The organism is Streptococcus sp. S784/96/1 (genome assembly GCF_902729355.1).
GTDB lineage: Bacteria > Bacillota > Bacilli > Lactobacillales > Streptococcaceae > Streptococcus > Streptococcus caledonicus.
Window position 1 is genome coordinate 1 of the sequence record NZ_CACVCC010000004.1, and the last position, 16,951, is coordinate 16,951.

The 16,951-nt window shown below is 40.2% G+C and carries 17 protein-coding genes and 2 pseudogenes; all 19 read right to left on the reverse strand.

All coding sequences use genetic code 11. The features are described 5' to 3' along the window. Window positions 1-780 (reverse strand): annotated as a pseudogene (locus GZ996_RS11810) (transposase); the annotation flags it as partial. A 95-nt stretch (window positions 781-875) separates the two neighbouring features. Further along, the gene (nth, locus tag GZ996_RS01990; RefSeq protein ID WP_156805377.1) at window positions 876-1,502 is read right to left on the reverse strand and encodes an endonuclease III; all 627 of its coding nucleotides are present in this window, start codon (window positions 1,500-1,502) and stop codon (window positions 876-878) included. Window positions 1,503-1,706: 204 nt separating this feature from the next. Further along, window positions 1,707-3,056, reverse strand: coding sequence for a DUF1266 domain-containing protein (locus GZ996_RS01995; RefSeq protein WP_162011216.1), 1,350 nt, complete (start codon window positions 3,054-3,056; stop codon window positions 1,707-1,709). A 92-nt stretch (window positions 3,057-3,148) separates the two neighbouring features. Next, window positions 3,149-3,991: an SDR family oxidoreductase gene (locus GZ996_RS02000; protein ID WP_162011217.1), complete on the reverse strand. Its 843-nt coding sequence runs from the start codon at window positions 3,989-3,991 to the stop codon at window positions 3,149-3,151. Between the two features lie 9 nt (window positions 3,992-4,000). Further along, window positions 4,001-4,523, reverse strand: a pseudogene (locus GZ996_RS02005) (DinB family protein). A gap of 11 nt (window positions 4,524-4,534) precedes the next feature. Further along, complete coding sequence (locus GZ996_RS02010; protein ID WP_162011218.1) at window positions 4,535-6,061, reverse strand: ABC transporter permease/substrate-binding protein; 1,527 nt, start codon at window positions 6,059-6,061, stop codon at window positions 4,535-4,537. Further along, window positions 6,054-6,782, reverse strand: coding sequence for an ATP-binding cassette domain-containing protein (locus GZ996_RS02015; protein ID WP_156805382.1), 729 nt, complete (start codon window positions 6,780-6,782; stop codon window positions 6,054-6,056). Before GZ996_RS02015 ends, GZ996_RS02010 begins: the two co-directional genes overlap by 8 nt. Beyond that, entirely contained in the window at window positions 6,769-7,230 is a 462-nt protein-coding gene (locus GZ996_RS02020) for a MarR family winged helix-turn-helix transcriptional regulator (RefSeq protein ID WP_156805383.1), read from the reverse strand. The genes GZ996_RS02015 and GZ996_RS02020 overlap by 14 nt, the downstream gene beginning before the upstream one ends. Further along, the gene (locus GZ996_RS02025) at window positions 7,220-8,179 is read right to left on the reverse strand and encodes an alcohol dehydrogenase catalytic domain-containing protein (protein ID WP_162011219.1); all 960 of its coding nucleotides are present in this window, start codon (window positions 8,177-8,179) and stop codon (window positions 7,220-7,222) included. The genes GZ996_RS02020 and GZ996_RS02025 overlap by 11 nt, the downstream gene beginning before the upstream one ends. A 138-nt stretch (window positions 8,180-8,317) precedes the next feature. Next, a complete protein-coding gene (gene ptsP / locus GZ996_RS02030; protein WP_156805521.1) occupies window positions 8,318-10,051 on the reverse strand; it encodes a phosphoenolpyruvate--protein phosphotransferase in 1,734 nt (577 codons plus the stop codon). A gap of 4 nt (window positions 10,052-10,055) precedes the next feature. After that, entirely contained in the window at window positions 10,056-10,319 is a 264-nt protein-coding gene (locus GZ996_RS02035; protein ID WP_156805384.1) for a phosphocarrier protein HPr, read from the reverse strand. A gap of 104 nt (window positions 10,320-10,423) precedes the next feature. Continuing rightward, window positions 10,424-11,038 carry a YpmS family protein gene (locus GZ996_RS02040; RefSeq protein WP_156805385.1) on the reverse strand — a complete coding sequence of 205 codons (615 nt, stop codon included), beginning with the start codon at window positions 11,036-11,038 and terminating at the stop codon, window positions 10,424-10,426. After that, window positions 11,013-11,852: an SGNH/GDSL hydrolase family protein gene (locus tag GZ996_RS02045; RefSeq protein WP_156805386.1), complete on the reverse strand. Its 840-nt coding sequence runs from the start codon at window positions 11,850-11,852 to the stop codon at window positions 11,013-11,015. Before GZ996_RS02045 ends, GZ996_RS02040 begins: the two co-directional genes overlap by 26 nt. Next, the gene (locus GZ996_RS02050; protein WP_156805387.1) at window positions 11,845-12,681 is read right to left on the reverse strand and encodes a DegV family protein; all 837 of its coding nucleotides are present in this window, start codon (window positions 12,679-12,681) and stop codon (window positions 11,845-11,847) included. Before GZ996_RS02050 ends, GZ996_RS02045 begins: the two co-directional genes overlap by 8 nt. 142 nt (window positions 12,682-12,823) lie before the next feature. Continuing rightward, window positions 12,824-14,488 carry a DNA repair protein RecN gene (gene recN, locus GZ996_RS02055; protein ID WP_162011220.1) on the reverse strand — a complete coding sequence of 555 codons (1,665 nt, stop codon included), beginning with the start codon at window positions 14,486-14,488 and terminating at the stop codon, window positions 12,824-12,826. A 15-nt stretch (window positions 14,489-14,503) separates the two neighbouring features. Continuing rightward, window positions 14,504-14,950: an arginine repressor gene (locus tag GZ996_RS02060; RefSeq protein ID WP_156805389.1), complete on the reverse strand. Its 447-nt coding sequence runs from the start codon at window positions 14,948-14,950 to the stop codon at window positions 14,504-14,506. Further along, window positions 14,937-15,764, reverse strand: a complete 828-nt coding sequence (locus GZ996_RS02065) for a TlyA family RNA methyltransferase (protein WP_162011221.1) — start codon at window positions 15,762-15,764, stop codon at window positions 14,937-14,939. Before GZ996_RS02065 ends, GZ996_RS02060 begins: the two co-directional genes overlap by 14 nt. Further along, the gene (locus GZ996_RS02070; RefSeq protein ID WP_156805391.1) at window positions 15,757-16,626 is read right to left on the reverse strand and encodes a polyprenyl synthetase family protein; all 870 of its coding nucleotides are present in this window, start codon (window positions 16,624-16,626) and stop codon (window positions 15,757-15,759) included. Before GZ996_RS02070 ends, GZ996_RS02065 begins: the two co-directional genes overlap by 8 nt. Further along, window positions 16,626-16,844, reverse strand: a complete 219-nt coding sequence (locus GZ996_RS02075) for an exodeoxyribonuclease VII small subunit (protein WP_121834413.1) — start codon at window positions 16,842-16,844, stop codon at window positions 16,626-16,628. The genes GZ996_RS02070 and GZ996_RS02075 overlap by 1 nt, the downstream gene beginning before the upstream one ends. Window positions 16,845-16,951 lie beyond the last annotated feature (107 nt).

Here is a 16,951-nt window from a genome sequence, read left to right on the forward strand (position 1 = left end):
TTATCGGAATAATCTTTAATAGCTTGAAATTCTTTTAAGTAACGTCCGAGTCTTACCGTCGGTTTCTGCGTCTGATTTCTTCTAACTTTTTGGCGCTAGCCGTTCGAAGCAAAGCGAGTTACGGATACCCCTGCAAGGCTTGTCCAAGCGTTAGGCACAGGGTGACGACACGATTGGCAACAAGCAACTGCAAGCAGTCCTACCTCCATCTCTAAATAGCGGTTGCGCTCTTCTAGTTGCTTGTTTTTGAGCTGTAACTCTTCTTCTGGGGTAAGGTTTGGTTTACTGTCTAACCCTTTACTTTTGCAATCTAGGGGTCCTTGACTACCATCCTTCTCAAACTTTCTCCCCCAGGAATAAACTTATTGGTAGGAAATACCATATTTCTCAATCGCTGCCTGATAGTCCTTATCATGAATAATGGTGAAGTTAACAATCTCCACACGTTCTTCAAAAGTGGTTTTACGTCCCTGTTTCATACGACTTATTTATTCCTTTACTAGTTGCTTTGATTTCTTTACCACTAGTATACCGTTTTAGCCACTTTTCGAGAACACTTCCAGATGATATGTGATAAGTTTCAATGATTGTCTCCAAACTTCCTCGTCCAGATAGATAATCTTGTACGGCTTGTTCTTTGATTTCTTTTGAGTACCTCATCCAAGTTTTACTTTCTCTTAGTCCTGCTATACCTAGCTGTTTGTATTTACGAACCCAAGTTCTAATGGTGGTATCACTAACGCCATATTCCCTTATTAAGCTTGAAATGGATTTCCCTTTGACATACGAAAACTCCCCTTTTAGTTTCTAGTGAATTTTTGTTTTTTCACTGTCCACTATAAGGGGAGTATATCAGATATCTCAACCTCTTTTATTTATTTGGGAAAGTTATAAAGTTGTGGATATTCGTGACATTCTGGATTTTTGGGATGACAAATGGCACGCCCAAAGTAAATCATTGCTTGGTGCGCAGCCAACCATTTTTCAGGAGGTAAAATAGAGCACACATAATCTTCGACCTCACGAGGCGTCGCTGATTTTTTGACAATATCATGATGTTTGCAAATACGTTCGACGTGAGTATCAACCGCAAAAGCAGGGATACCAAAACCAACCGACATAACCACGTTGGCAGTCTTGCGTCCTACTCCTGCTAGACTTTCCAATTCTTGACGTGTTTGCGGAACCACACCACCAAAATCATTAACAAGTTGCTGAGCACATTTTTTCATAAACTTCGCCTTATTACGATAGAGTCCTAAGCGCGAAATGTACTGAGCAAGATCACTTTCAGAAGCTACTGCCATTTCCTCTGGCGTCGGAAAAGCTTCAAACAGAGCAGGCGTTACCTGATTGACAGCCTTATCTGTCGTCTGAGCTGATAAAAGTACAGCAATGACTAACTCAAAATGATTTTTAAAATCAAGGCTTGGTTCAGCATCAGGGAAAAGGGCAATAATTTCTTCGAGGACATGCCTCGCACGTTTCTTTGATAATACCATGTTTTTATTATATCAAAAAGCTCTACTATTGCTTAACATTATGATTTAATAAGACAAAAATATGATATTTGTGATAAACTCGATCTGTATTATAGCTCACTATTGCCGATTTATAAAGCTTTCTACCATTAGTTTTCTCTTATTTATGTTTAATAAAGTATCAAAACGTCTAGTGTTCTCTTTTCAAATAATGGACTTTTCCCATTACTTTTTACCTGTAAATTCAAAAAGTCGTGTTGGAATCCCCGCGAGCACTTCTGTTAATTGCTGAGAGAGTTCTGTTTCTAAAGCCTTGCGTACCTTATTATCCATCTGGTTGAGTTCTTCCTCGGTCATGCCGATCAGCGTATAGTCTGGTGCCTTTAGGGTGTCAAACACTTTCTTACCGTTCAAGGTCATCGTCACCCCAAAATCAAGGTCAACTGTTGCTACCAATCTGACCTCTTTCCACGGAATTGGCACGGTCACCTTTTTAAACAAGAATTTTTTATCAATACGATACACTTCTTTTTCAGTCAACAAAACCTTGAGGCCTACGGTTCCATTAATCATACCAAAGATATTCTTATCATAAAGGTCTTTATAGTCATCATAGCAGACCCAATACATTTGCGCTGCCTGTAGGCCGGTAAATTCTTTCGGCATCAGAAGGGAATCCTGCTCCCCCTTTTTCAACTTAAAAAGCCACTCCAGACCACTGTCCACAATCGGTTGCCACAAAACAGTTTCGGCCAACTGAGTAAGGTAATCATAACGGTCTAAATCCAAATCGGATGGCATAAAATTCAGTTTTGACATTTTTTCAACGAGTTCCTCTGAAAGCAGCTCAACATGGTCATAGCTGGAAGTATCTACCTGCTGAGCTTGCACCTCTGCACGGTCCTGATGGTAGTCCATACCCAAAAGCTCTGCTAAGAGTAGTCCTAACTTCTCCAATTGATGGTCTGGCCAAAATGTTGACTGCGCAAACACATTCATTGGGGCAATACAGTAACCATAAATCGCCATCACAAATTCTTCCTGAGTTGTCACCGTGAAAGATGGCTGAGCTACTTGGACCAATTTCCCAAGAACACATGACGCCAAATACTGCTCCCAGCTATCGTAGCTTGCCTGAATTCGTTCTGTCTGTTGGTCAAACAGCTCTTGAAATTCCGTCTCTGTAAGCAATTTTCCAGTGTAAGCCTTTGTCAACGTATCAATGATTCGGCAATCGTCAAATCCTTGAACCCCTCTGCCTTTTGTCATGTCAAACAATTTCTGATAAAGAGACTGTATGTGAGTATCTTCCACATTCGCAATAACCGCCTCAACATCAGAGAAATTCTGATACTTTCCTTCCTGCAAGTTTGTGACTTCTCTAAGTAGACTGTCTTTATCTACAATGTCAAAATTATTCCTTAGCCCTAATTTAATCATAGGACGAGTCACTACCGTAACACCTGACATAATCGCACTATAAAGCTCTTTTTCGATACGACGCTGACTAAGCTTCATCAAAAAATTATCCTCAAATCGGTAAGGAGCACACAATAAAACGTATTCCGATAACATATTTACCTCTTTCTCTAAGAAATTCGTTAACGCTTACATCATTCATTATACCAAAAATACAGAAACGGTTAATCATTTCTGTATCCTATTCGTTAATTCTCTTCTGATAATTTGGCTAAAAGCGTTTCTAAACGGGTTGCCGGACGTCCCAAGATACGCTCAATATCAGTTGAGACAACAGATAGCTCATCATTGGCAATGGCTGTATAAGTTGATACCCAGCTGTCGTACTCCCATTGCTCTGCTGGCCAGGCTTTTCGAGAGACGTAGGCTTCGTCAACCGTTTCTTCGATGTAAGTAATCGGTTTTCCCCAGACTTTTCCAATTCGTTCTGCTATGTCGCCTAAAGTCAACGCTTCTGGTCCAGTCATGTCCAAAACCTGATTGTCATAATATTCAGGATTTTGTAAAATAGCTAGCGCAACTCTTGCCACATCGTCTCGAACCACAGCCGATACCTTTCCGCTACCCGCAGGCCCCTTAATCTCCCCGTACTCACGCGCCAACTCCACAAAGAAATCCATGTAGAAATTATCCCGAATAAAGGTATAGGTAAACCCATTTTCTTTGATATAATCTTCCGTTGCGGCATGGTCACGAGCGAGCGTGAACGTGCTGTCTAAAGCAGCGTTAAAAAAGCTAGTATAGATAATATGGCGAACACCTGCTAGCTTAGCAGCATCAATGAAGGCCTTGTGTTCAGCCACGCGATGCTCTGATTCTCGCCCAGAAACCATAAAAAGAATATCGACACCAGTGAGCGCCTCCACCGTCACCTGACTCTGGTCATAATACGCTTCATAAATGCTTGTGTGTGGGAGCTTTTCCACTGCCTCTGGCCGGCGAGCTAGTAATCTAGCCTCTATCCCTGTCTCTGACAAGTCACGCGCCAATTGTCCGCCTAGTTTTCCTGTTACTCCTGTTAATGCAATCATTTGTCACTCCTAATCTGTCAACCCAAGTAAACGTCTCGCATAAAAGACTTGCCCAGAATGCATGGTAATGTCATCCAGTGTTGAAACCAGACGAACCCCACGAGTCACCGCAGGCGTCCAAGACTCATCAACAATATCAGAAAGACTATCTTCAGCCAAGCTATTAATATAAGCAACAGCTTGATCACGCGCAGCAGCAAAGTAATCAAAGAGATTATCAAAGCTATCAACTGTGATGGACTGGGCTTCTTCTAAAGTGTGAAGCCAGCTTGGGTTTTGCGTTTTGTTTTCTGGCAATTTTTCTTGCCAGCCTCGGTGATAAAGCCAGTCAGTTCCTGCTAATTCAGCAATCTGAACATCCAAAACCATAGCTGTGTGCCAAAGTAACCAAGTCATGGATTTTATTTGCGGTGCCATATTCGCTGCTGGAAAGGTGTTTGCCTGCTCGACTGTCACCCCTTCAAAAAGCACGCTCAAAACGCTTGTAAGCACGGATAAGATCATCAATGAGTAAATCTTTATAAGTTGTCATCGTCTTATCTCCTATTCTTTCACAAGTTCTTCGCCGACCAAGTAATCATGTGCGACATCTTTGGCTGACTTACCTTCGACATCAACTTGATAGTTCATGGCTGACATTTCCTCAGCTGTAATTTTTCCTGCCAGTTGATTAAGCATCTTCTCCAATTCTGGGTGTTTGTTGAGAAGTTTTTGGGACAATAGCGGAGCTCCCTGATAAGGTGGGAAAAGCTGTCTATCATCTTCTAAGACCACTAAGTCATATTGTTTGAGTTGACTGTCTGTCGAGTAAGCATCAATGAGATTGACATCTCCAGTCTGAATAGCTTGGTAACGTAGGCTCGGTTCCATCGTATTCACTGTAAAATCAAGCCCATAAAGCTTTTGTATGCCAAGATAACCATCCGCACGGTCCTTAAATTCTAAAGAGAAACCTGCCACTAGCTGATCTTGCACCTTAGTTAAATCTGAGATGGTTTTCAAACCATGTTCATCAGCAAAAGCGCGCGTTACAGCAAGGGCGTAAGTATTTTGATAAGCCATTGGTTTTAACATGACTAAGTTGTCCTGAGCTAAAATACCTTCACGCGCCGCTTCGTAAACCTGTTCAGGATCCGTTGATACCTGAGGTGGATCGGTTAAGAGCGAGCCTGTTACAGTTCCTGTAAACTCAGGGTAAATATCAATTTGACCAGCTTTTAAGGCTTCATAAAGGAAACTCGTTTTTCCAAAGGATGGCTTCAACTCAACCGTCATGTCCGTCTCCTGTTCAATCAGCTCCTGATACATATTGATGAGAATTTCAGGCTCAGCACCGAGCTTTCCTGCAATCACAAGACGTTCACTTGCCATGCCACTCGTTTTAAGAATAGCTGGCGCATAGGAGCCTAAAAGTCCAACTAACATCAGACTGACGGTTACTAAAATAGTTCTCTGCTTTGCCTTTTCCAAAACCTTCAACAACCAGTTAATGAGAACGGCTAAAACAGCAGAAGATAGCGCACCAATCAAAATGAGCGAGCTATTGTTACGGTCAATGCCTAGCATGATAAAACTACCAAGCCCCCCTGCCCCTATGAGAGCTGCTAGAGTTGCGGTCCCGATAATCATCACCGCAGAGGTACGGATACCTGCCATAATGATGGGCATACTAATCGGAATGATAAAGTTTTTCAAGCGTTCCCAGCGGTTCATACCGAAAGCCGTCCCCGCCTCAATTAGGCTAGGGTCAATGCTATCAAGCGCTGTGATGGTACTCTGCATGATGGGAAAAAGAGCGTAAATAACAAGCGCCACGACTGCTGGTAGGGTACCAATCCCCATAAATGGAATAAATAATCCTAGCAATGCCAAAGAGGGGATGGTCTGAAAAATACCCGTGACTTGAAGAGCCAGCTCCGCTAAGCGTTTATTTTTGGAGAAAAAGATGGCTAGCGGTACAGCACAGATAATGGCCAACAAAAGGGACAGAAGAGAAATCTGCAAATGCTCGACGAGTGCCGTTGTCCAATCTCCAAAGCGATTCTGAAAAGTCGTTACCAAATCAGTCATGAGCCACACCTCCAAACAAGTCAACCACAAAATCATCTGTAGGTTCTTCCAAAATCGTTTTTGGACTGGCTAACTGAACGATTTCTCCTTGATTAAGCACCGCGATACGGTCCGCCAAAAGCAGGGCCTCCCTCACATCATGGGTGACAAAAATAGTCGTCATACCAAACTCTTGATGAAGTTCCTTGGTCAAACCCTGAAGTTGCTCACGACTAATTGGATCGAGAGCAGAAAAAGGTTCATCCATTAACAAATATTTGGGTTCGTGGATAATCGCACGTAAAATGCCAATCCGCTGTTGCTCTCCTCCAGATAGAGCATTTGGATAACGATGAAGGTACTGCTCAGCAGGTAATCCCACCTTGTCCAGTAACTCAGCAGTTCGTTTAGCAATCTTCTCTTTGGACCAGCCTTTCATCTTGGGAATGACCGCAATATTCTCAGCCACGGTTAAATTGGGAAATAGGGCAATTTGTTGCAAGACATATCCCATTGAAAGCCGCAAGGCACGCAAATCTAACTGATTCTGAGCTTGCCCATCAATCATGATGCGACCTTCTGTCAGGTCAACTAAGCGATTCAGCAATTTTAATAAGGTTGTCTTTCCAGAACCCGATGGTCCTACCAAGACTAAAAATTCACCATCCGAAATCTCAAACGATTGTTTGTTGAGAACCGTCTTGGTTTCAAAGATTTTTGTCACCTCTTCAAAGGTTATCATATACCGTCTCCATTTCTCGTTTAAAAGCTGCATTATATTTGAGGGTTAAGCGCGCTAGCAGGTCCTGCTCATCAGTCGTCAAGGTCGCTGTCGCTTGTGTTTCCATCTGCGTTAACTTTTGGTAAATGGTTGTCGCAAAAACCTCACCTTCCTCCGTCAGACGAATCCATTTGTGTCGCTTATCATCTGGATTTTCCACCAATTCAACAAATCCTTTAGTCTTCCAAGATTTAATGGTAGCATTCACCACCTGCTTAGAAGAGTATGTTTTTTGTGTCAAGACTTTTTGTGTCACATACCGTCCGGTCATAGCAGGGTAGTTTTTCACCCAAAACAAAATCTGCATTGACTTCCACTGCAAGCCATACTGCCTCGCAAACCACTCATACAAGCTGTATTGTTCATCCATAGAACGCACATAAGCATTCAAAACTAGGTCATCCTTCATTTACAATCACCACTTTCCCAAAAGCCTGCGAACTCTCCAAGTAGTCGTGGGCTTTTCTAATCTCCTCAATCCTATAACATTTTTCTGGGATAACATCAACCTGATAGGTCTCAAGAAAGTCAAATAAGCTCTGCCATTGCTCCCTCGACACATTCCCAGAATAAAAGGTGGTTAAATACCCATTATTTGCCAAATCAAACGTCGGGTCAAAGGATTCTAAAAACCACTGTCCTCCTAGAAGCCCTGTGCAACAAATAATCCCTGAATTGGCTAGGTGGCTAATGGAATCCTTAATCACGCTAGGACCGACCAATTCCAGAATCTTAGTAAAGGTTTTCTCAGTCTCTAATGTCCCATCGGTCTCCAAAATAACCCCATCATAGCCTACGGCTAAAAGCTGCGCTTCTTTGACGAGATGTCGTACCGAGCCATAGACGTTAAGATTAGGGTAAGCTGCTTTAACCAACTTGGTAAAACTGATTCCTACTCCGGAAGCTGCACCACGAACCAGCACAGTGTCATTTGAGGTCAACTGTAACTGTAACATAGAACCATAGGCTGTGTAAAAGGTCTCAGGAACCGCAGCAAATGAGGTCCAATCCAAGGCCGTTTCAATCGGAAAAATCTGTTCATTCGGTAAAAGCACATATTCCGCATAACTCCCATCAAAAGCACGTCCCATCTCGCCCATCGTGGACAGCACTTTCTGTCCCAAAGGCAATCGGTCCTCATCAGTCGTCTCTACAATTACACCGACACATTCAATACCAAGCACTCTCGGAAAAGTTACCCGAGGTGAATGCCCTTGCCGCGTAAAAATCTCAGAACGATTGACCCCAAACCCTTTGACTTTAATCAAAGACCACCCTTCTCTCACCTGAGGGATCGGTCTCTCCACAACTTCTAACACCTCGGAACCTCCGGGGCAATTAACCACAACTGCTTTCATCCTTATCTCCTAAATAGTCAAATCATTTTACTATTTGATAATCAGTATAGCACTCCTAAATGATTTGGTCAAATGTTTTGACTAAAATCAGAATAAAAAAACTAGTCATTTTTAAAATAACTAGTTTTCCTTGTTCAATTAATCAAAATCGACATACTCTTTAGCAAGTTCAAGAACTTCTTCTGCTGTTGAACATTCAGTAAGGGCACGATTTGCGTACTCTTGCATCTTAGCAGTGTCAAGTTTCTTCATCAAGCTACGTGTACGAAGAACTGATGTTGCTGACATAGAGAACTCATCAAGTCCCATTCCGACAAGAAGCGGAACAGCCTGTTGGTCACCAGCCATCTCACCACACATCCCAGCCCATTTACCTTCAGCGTGTGCTGCTTTGATCACATTGTTAATCAAACGAAGTATTGATGGGTTATATGGTTGATAGAGGTATGATACTTGTTCGTTCATACGGTCAGCAGCCATTGTGTACTGGATAAGGTCGTTTGTACCAATTGAGAAGAAGTCAACCTCTTTTGCAAATTGGTCAGCAAGCATCGCTGCTGCTGGGATTTCAATCATGATACCTACTTGGATATCATCCGCAACAGCTACACCTTCCGCCAACAAGTTTGCTTTTTCTTCATCAAAGACTTTCTTCGCTGCACGGAACTCAGTGAGTAATGCAACCATTGGGAACATGATACGAAGTTGACCATGAACTGAGGCACGAAGAAGAGCACGAATCTGTGTACGGAACATCGCATCACCAGTCTCAGAGATAGAAATACGAAGCGCACGGAAACCAAGGAATGGATTCATTTCGTGTGGCATGTCAAAGTATGGAAGTTCTTTATCACCACCGATATCCATTGTACGGACAACGACAGGTTTACCATTCATACCTTCAAGAACAGCCTTATATGCTTCATACTGTTCATCTTCTGTTGGGAAGTCTTGTGAATCCATGTAAAGGAATTCTGTACGGTAAAGACCTACGGCCTCAGCACCGTTATCATTAACTCCCTCAACATCTTTTGGTGTACCAATGTTTGCTGCTAATTCAAAATGCTTACCATCAGCTGTAACTGTTTGAGCATCTTTAAGAAGCGCCCACTCAGCTTTTTGTTTAGCATACGCTTCACCAGCTGCTTTAAATTCTGCGATAATGTCATCCGATGGGTTGATAACAACTTCACCAGTAATACCGTTAACTGCTAGAACATCACCATCTTTTACAATTTCAGTAATATTGTTAGTTCCAAGTACTGCTGCAATTTCAAGCGTACGTGCCATGATTGCAGAGTGACTTGTACGTCCACCAATGTTTGTCACAAAGGCTTTTACAAATTTCTTATCCAATTGAGCAGTATCAGATGGAGTCAAGTCATGTGCAATGACAATTGATTCTTCATCGATAGTTGCTGGATTTGGAAGTTTTACACCAAGAAGGTGTGCAAGAACACGTTTTGCTACATCACGGATATCAGCTGCACGCTCTTGCATGTATGGGTTGTCTTCCATGCCTTCAAAGATCGTGATAAACATATCAGTCACTTCTTTCAAACCAGTTTCTGCATTGGTTTGTTTTGCACGAATTGTTTCTTTAATTTGGCTAATCATCTCTGGGTCAGCCAATACCATGAGGTGAGCATCAAAAACTGCTGCTGCCTCTTCACCGAGCGTACCTACTGCTTTTTCACGGATAACAGAAAGCTCGTCTTGTGACGCTGCTAGAGCAGCATCTAGACGAGCTTCTTCCGCAGTTGTGTCTTCAACTGTGATTGTCTCAAATGACAAGTCTGGTTGAACCAGTAGATATGCTTTAGCAACAGCAACACCATCAGATGCTGCGATTCCTTTAAGCATTTCTGTCATCATCTTAAGCCAATCCTTCTTTAGTCATTGTTTCTTCAATTGCTGCAAGTGCATCCGCTTCGTCCGCACCTTCAGCAGAGATAGTTACGTCTGCACCTTGACCAACACCAAGAGACATAACACCCATGATAGATTTAAGGTTTACTGATTTACCTTTGTAATCCAAAGTGATGTCTGATGCAAATTTGCTAGCTGTTTGAACAAGCAAAGTCGCTGGACGTGCGTGGATACCTGTTTCTGCAACAATGTGGAATTCTTTAGAAGCCATGTGGTTTCTCCTTTGTAGTTTTTGAATTTCTGAGTCATCCGTTGATAACCCTTACAATCGTTAATTATAGCATATTTGTAAGCTCTTTTCAAGTTTTGAGACAGTTATTTTCTATTTTTCTTGTAAATCTCGAAAGTAATAACGTCATTTTTCAAATCTATTTTTTTCGCCTTGACATAAATATTTTGAGAATTCTTGATTTTAGTCACATCAATTGTAATAAGAGAATTCTCAGTATCTACGGTCACTAATTCAGGAAATTTATAGGCTTTTTTCAAATATTTTAGCACTTCCCCTTCTGGCAACGAAAGAGTACCTGCTGAAAAAGAAGTTAATTTGAGTTGCACTGCTCCTTTTTCAGAAACATAAGGCTCGAAATAAATATATAACGGAACTTCATATCCTAAAAACGTATAGGATCCTTCAAAAAGCATAGTTGTTGAACTAGCATAAAATTCAAAGGTAAGGTTTTTAGCCTTTAAATCTGATAAATATGAAGCCAATGTTGTATTTAGTTGTTCTTTAGTTGTCGTGATTGTTCCGATACTAATACTTTTATCTTTAGACTTAGTCGAAACAGACTCCGTTATCGGTTCACGAACTTCAATCAAGCGACTTGCAATGACTGAGAATAGTGCAAACTGTGCTGATAGAAGCAAAATAAATGCCCATTTCCAACCGTTGATGCGTCTCTTATTTCCATTTTTTCTTTGTGTCACGTATTTCCTCCGTCACGGCTTCAGCCATCAGTTGATAACCGGTATTATTGGGATGAAAAAGATCATCAGCAAAAAGTGCATCATTGATAACAGTTGTTTGTTTTCCAGATGTTTGGACAATCCCTTCTTCCCCATTAATCCCCTTATAAAGTAGATCATTAATAGGTACAAAATAAACATTTCGGTATTCATTGGTAACTTTTTGAGTTGCCTTATTCCAATTCTCCACAACAGTTTGCATTTCAGTTACCTCAGGAAAATTGAGATAAAACGGATTATAAATACCTAAAATATAGATTGGAAGATTTTTATTATTTTCTCTAGCTAATTCAATAATCTCTCTCAGACGTTTTTGATAATCTTTAGATGGTTTTTTAAAAGTATCTACATCTAAATCAGCTAAATTTTTTCGAATGACAGCCATGACATCATTACCGCCAACTGTCAAGGTCATTAAGTCAGCTTTTTCCAAACTTTCTTTAATGTCTTTATCGTCTTTCATACGATTTAAAATCTGGTTACTCGTATTTCCTGCAACCCCATAATTATGACTATCAATCTCATAACCATAAGTAGCATTAAGGTTATTTCCAAGCAAGGGAATAAAACCTCCCTGACCTGTTGTATCACCTATCCCTTCAGTAAGTGAATCACCAACTGCAACATAAGAAAAGGTTTGAACTTTTTGAGATAAAAAATCTTTTTTGGTTAACCTACTATCTGATTTTGGAACGATCAGGTTAAAGAGAGCCAAGAAAAAGATATAAGCCATTAGAAATCCTATAACTCCCAACAAAAACCGTCGTTTATTCATAACGCACCATCACTGCAAATGCCCCTTCTCCAGTATGTGTCTGGATAATAGAACCTGTCTCTAATACTGAAATTTTTGACTCTTCAACCACTTCAAGAAGGCTACTTTTTAAAGTATTTGCAAGTTCCATCGTCCCGGAATATGAAATACCAATCTCTGCAATCTTACGATTTCCGATTTGTAATTTCCAACTATCTAACCATTTGCTAAAGGTTTTCGTCCCCCTCCCTTTAGAAATTGGCGTTAGTTCATGGTTTCTAAGTTCCATAACAACTTTTATATTTAATAACGAACTAAGCATGCCCGTAACACGACCAATACGGCCACCTTTAACTAGATTTTCCAACGTTGAAACACCAATAAAGAGCTCTGATTTAGTTCGAATTTCTTCAATTCGAGCTAAAATCGTTTCTAAATCAGCACCTGATTTAGCTAATCTAGCAGCTTCTACAACTTGAAACTTCATCGCTTGATCTGTGAATGTAGAGTCAATAATCGTGACAGGTGCTTCTGAAATAACGGCTCCTTGGCGAGAGGCTTCCATAGTGCCTGATAAGGCATGTGTCAAATGGATGGCAATAATATGCTCTGCTCCGCTTTTCACCAAATTATCATAGGTTTCTGAAAAAAGCCCCACTGAAGGTTGGCTTGTTTTCGGAAGATTTTTACTAATCTGCATCAAACGGCGAAACTTACCAACGTCTTTGAGTTCAGCATCAGAATACAAGATTCCATCAACCATAACTGACAAGGGAACAACCGTAATGCCAAGTTCTTCGACAAGTTCGGGCTCAATGGTTACAGAAGAATCTGTTAAAATTTTAATCATAGTATGTGATACCAAAAACGTGCACCGATTATTCTCATCAATCGTACACGTTATCCTTTTTTAATTTAATGTCCTTATTATAGCAAAATTGCTTTCAAAAATGGTAAGAAAGGTATGGATGCATTTATTCATTCACTCTCTTTTATTGATCATTTTTTAGCAATTCTCTAGCTTGACTTCGAGCGGCATCTGTAACATCGCTACCTGCTAACATTTTAGCGATTTCTTCCACACGTTCCTCGGTGCTAAGAAGTCGTACAGTTGAAACTGTTTTAGTCGTATCGCTCTGCTTTTCAATAAAGAACTGATAATCGGCAATAGCAATAACTTGTGGTAAATGTGAAATAGCCAGAACTTGACCATGTCGGCCAATTTTATGAATTTTTTGGGCAATAGCTTGCGCCACACGACCTGACACTCCGGTATCCACTTCATCAAAAACAATACTAGTCTTATCTTCTCTACGCGAAAAGGCTGATTTAATTGCTAACATGAGGCGAGATAATTCACCACCAGAAGCCACTTTAACCAATGGTTTAAAGCCTTCACCTGGATTTGTTGAAATGTAAAATTCTACCGTCTCATTTCCTTCGCGGTTAAATTTACTTTTGGTAAATTTAACCTGAAATTCTGCCTTGTCCATATAAAGGTCTTTCAGCTCAGATTTGATTTCATCTTGTAAAACGACTGCTATTTGATGACGAGTTTGACTTAATTCAGTCGCTTTTTGCACCAATTTTTTTTCTAACGTTTTAAGGTCACGTTCCATATCATCCGACGACTGCCCTTGTCCTGTTAAATGATTGTACTCCGAACTGATATTGGCAAAATAGTCAAGAACATCATCAACTGAACCACCGTATTTTCTAGTAATACTATAAATAACATCTAAACGTTGCTCTATGACTTGCAGACGATTACCATCAAAATCTAAATCATCAATAATTCCACCTAAGCGCTTAGTCACTTCTTCCATGACATAGTACGCTTCAGAAAGACTGGTAGAAAGTTCTTTGTATTCTAAATCAAATTCTTCCAAACTCATTAAGTCATTCATTGCTGAACGCACATTAGATAGACTTGAAAAATCGTCATTGTCTAGCATAACAAAAGCATTTGTCAAAGTATCTGCAATATTTTTATGGTTAAGTAATTTATCACGTTCTTGATTAAGGGATACCTCTTCACCTGAAACGAGATTTGCAGCCTCTAGCTCAGCTAATTGAAATTCTAACATTTCAATTCGAGCCTTGTGTTCTTGTTCATTTTTTTGTTTGGTAACAACAGCTTTACGAAGTATTCGATAATGGTCAAAGGTTTCCTGATACGATTTTTTCAAAGCAACAAACTCATCTTCTCCAAAAGCATCTAAGAGCCGACCATGAAGGGCAGGTCTCATCAATTCTTCTTGATCGTGTTGACCATGAATATCCACCAAATGTTGCCCAACCGCTTTCAGCGTTGTTAAATTAACCAGTGAACCATTGATACGACTAACGCTCCGACCATTTTGCAAAATCTCACGACGAATAATAAGTTCATCAGTCACTTCAATGCCATTATCTTCCAAAATTTGTGTCAGCACAGCATTTTTTTCAACAGAAAATAATCCTTCAATCTCAGCCTTAGGAGCTCCGTAGCGAATAATATCAGTATTAGCACGCGCACCCAACATCAGATTCATCGCATCAATAATGATAGACTTCCCTGCTCCAGTTTCCCCCGTCAAGACCGTCATTCCTGTGTCAAAATTAAGAGAAATCTCTTCAATAATGGCAAAATTTTTAATGGCAATTTCTAATAGCATAGCCACTCCTGTTTGTTATGTCCAACGATTAATCCGTGATAATAAAGCTTCTGCAGTAGCCTCTGTCGGAGCTACGAGAAGCAAGCTGTCATCATCTGCAATTAAACTAAAAATTTGATCTGAAAACTCACTCACGATATGACGCTTCAAAAAGCGACTGTTCCCTGGAATAACATCGATATGTAACATATTTTTTAAGCGTGAGATTCCTACAATAATCGAAGAAATATTCAACGGTTGTGGTACGATAATTGCCGATTTATTTTTAGATAATCCGTAGATATAGCGACCTGATTTTGAAGGAACCTTAACTATACCAATTTCATTCATGTCACGAGAAATAGTTGCCTGGGTTGGCGTCAATCCTTCTTTTTTCAAATAATCTAACAATTCATTTTGAGTTTCAACTTCATGAGACAAGATAATTTTTTTAATTAATTCTAAACGTTCATTTTTCTTCATTTTTTTCAAATTCCTTATGTGCTTTTTCAATGATTTGAGTAATGGCAGAGCTAACTAAATTATCAGCAACCGCCGCTTTTTCTAAATGTATTAAAAATTCAATATTACCATGGCCACCCTGAATCGGTGAAAAATCTAGCTTCTTAGCTGTAAATCCATAATTCACAGCAAACTGTATCACGGTTTCTAACACTTTTTTATGTATCGCTTGATCTTTGACGATACCATTTTTTCCAATTTGATCACGCCCTGCTTCAAACTGAGGTTTGATAAGAGCAACAACTTGACCACCATCTGCCAATACCTTATGAAGAGCTGGCAAAATCAAATTCAGTGAAATAAAACTAACATCTATTGAAGCAAAACTTGGTTGACCTTCTGTAAAGTCCGCTAGCTCAGCGTAACGAAAATTGTACTGCTCCATTGAACGTACTCTATCATCATTACGCAACTTCCAAGCAAGTTGGTTGGTTCCAACATCAACTGCATAAACCAGCTTAGCACCACTTTGAAGCATGACATCTGTAAATCCTCCAGTTGACGCGCCGATATCAATAGTCGTTAAATTTTCAACTGAAATGTCAAAAACTTCTAAAGCTTTTTCGAGTTTTAAACCACCTCTACTAACGTATTTTAGTTTTTCTCCTTTGAGTTTTAGCTCTATACCATCATCAATTTTTTCACCTGGCTTATCGTAACGTTCGCCATTAATGACATTAATGACAAGGCCTGCCATAACACCTCTTTTAGCCTGTTCTCTCGTTTCAAAAAGACCTTGTTTATACGCCAGTACATCCACACGTTCTTTAGCCATTTAAACGCAACCTTTCTATAACTTCCACGATTTTATGTGACTTGAATCCCTGTTCTTCTTGAAGTTTTTGAAAAATAGCTGTCGCTTTATCCAGAGAATCATTCAACACCTGATGAGATTGTTTCAAACCTAAAAGTGATGGATAAGTTGATTTTTCTGCAATCAAATCTTTTTGAGGCGTTTTACCAAGTTCTTCAAAAGTTGCAGTCACATCTAAAATATCATCACGTACTTGAAAAGCCAAACCAATAAGCTCACCAGCAACTCGTAAGTCAGAAACAGTAGCCTCTGATTGCTCTGCTATAATTCCTGCAGCCACGAAAGGAAAGGTAAGCAGTTTACCAGTCTTATTAGCATGAACCTTTTGGATCTCTTTCAACGTTAGCTCCGCTTCTTCCCCATTAATGTCTAGCATCTGTCCACCAACCATGCCATATGTTCCTGCGCTAAAAGATAGCTCTGAAATGACCTTTATTTTGATATCAGATGATAGATCGGTCTTTGCAACGAGACCAAAAGGATCCAAAAAGAGAGAATCACCTGCCAAGATAGCTGTGGCTTCATTAAACTTTTTATGATTAGTTAGTCTACCTCGACGGTAATCGTCATTATCCATCGCCGGTAAGTCATCATGAATCAACGAGCCTGTGTGAATCATCTCTAGTGCCGCTGCCACATCGAAATGACTATTGGTTAACTCAAGTCCAAATCCCTCTAAAATATCTAGTAGAATCATTGGACGAATACGTTTACCCCCAGCAGTCACCGAATAAAGAATACTCTCTATTAAATCAGCCGAAATTGTCTTTTGACTGTAATAGTAACGACGAATAGCTTGATCGATCTCATGCAACTTATCCATTAGGCATCAAATTCCTTTTCTGAGCCATCAGCCTGCATGACCTTGACCAAGGTTTTTTCAGCCTGAGCAAGCGTCTGTTGTAAATCCTTTGACAAGACCATTCCTTTTTGAAACTCGGCGATAGCCTCTTCCAAGGCGACATCACCATTTTCTAGCTTGGCCACAATAGCTTCTAATTCTTGTAAATTTTCTTCAAATGTTTTTTTCTTGCTTGGCATTATTTACAATCTCAGGTATTGTCAACAAAAATGAAATCCATAACACATCGCATTAAGCACATATGGTATTTCATCATTGAGAAATTTACCCATGTTCAGTTTAGATG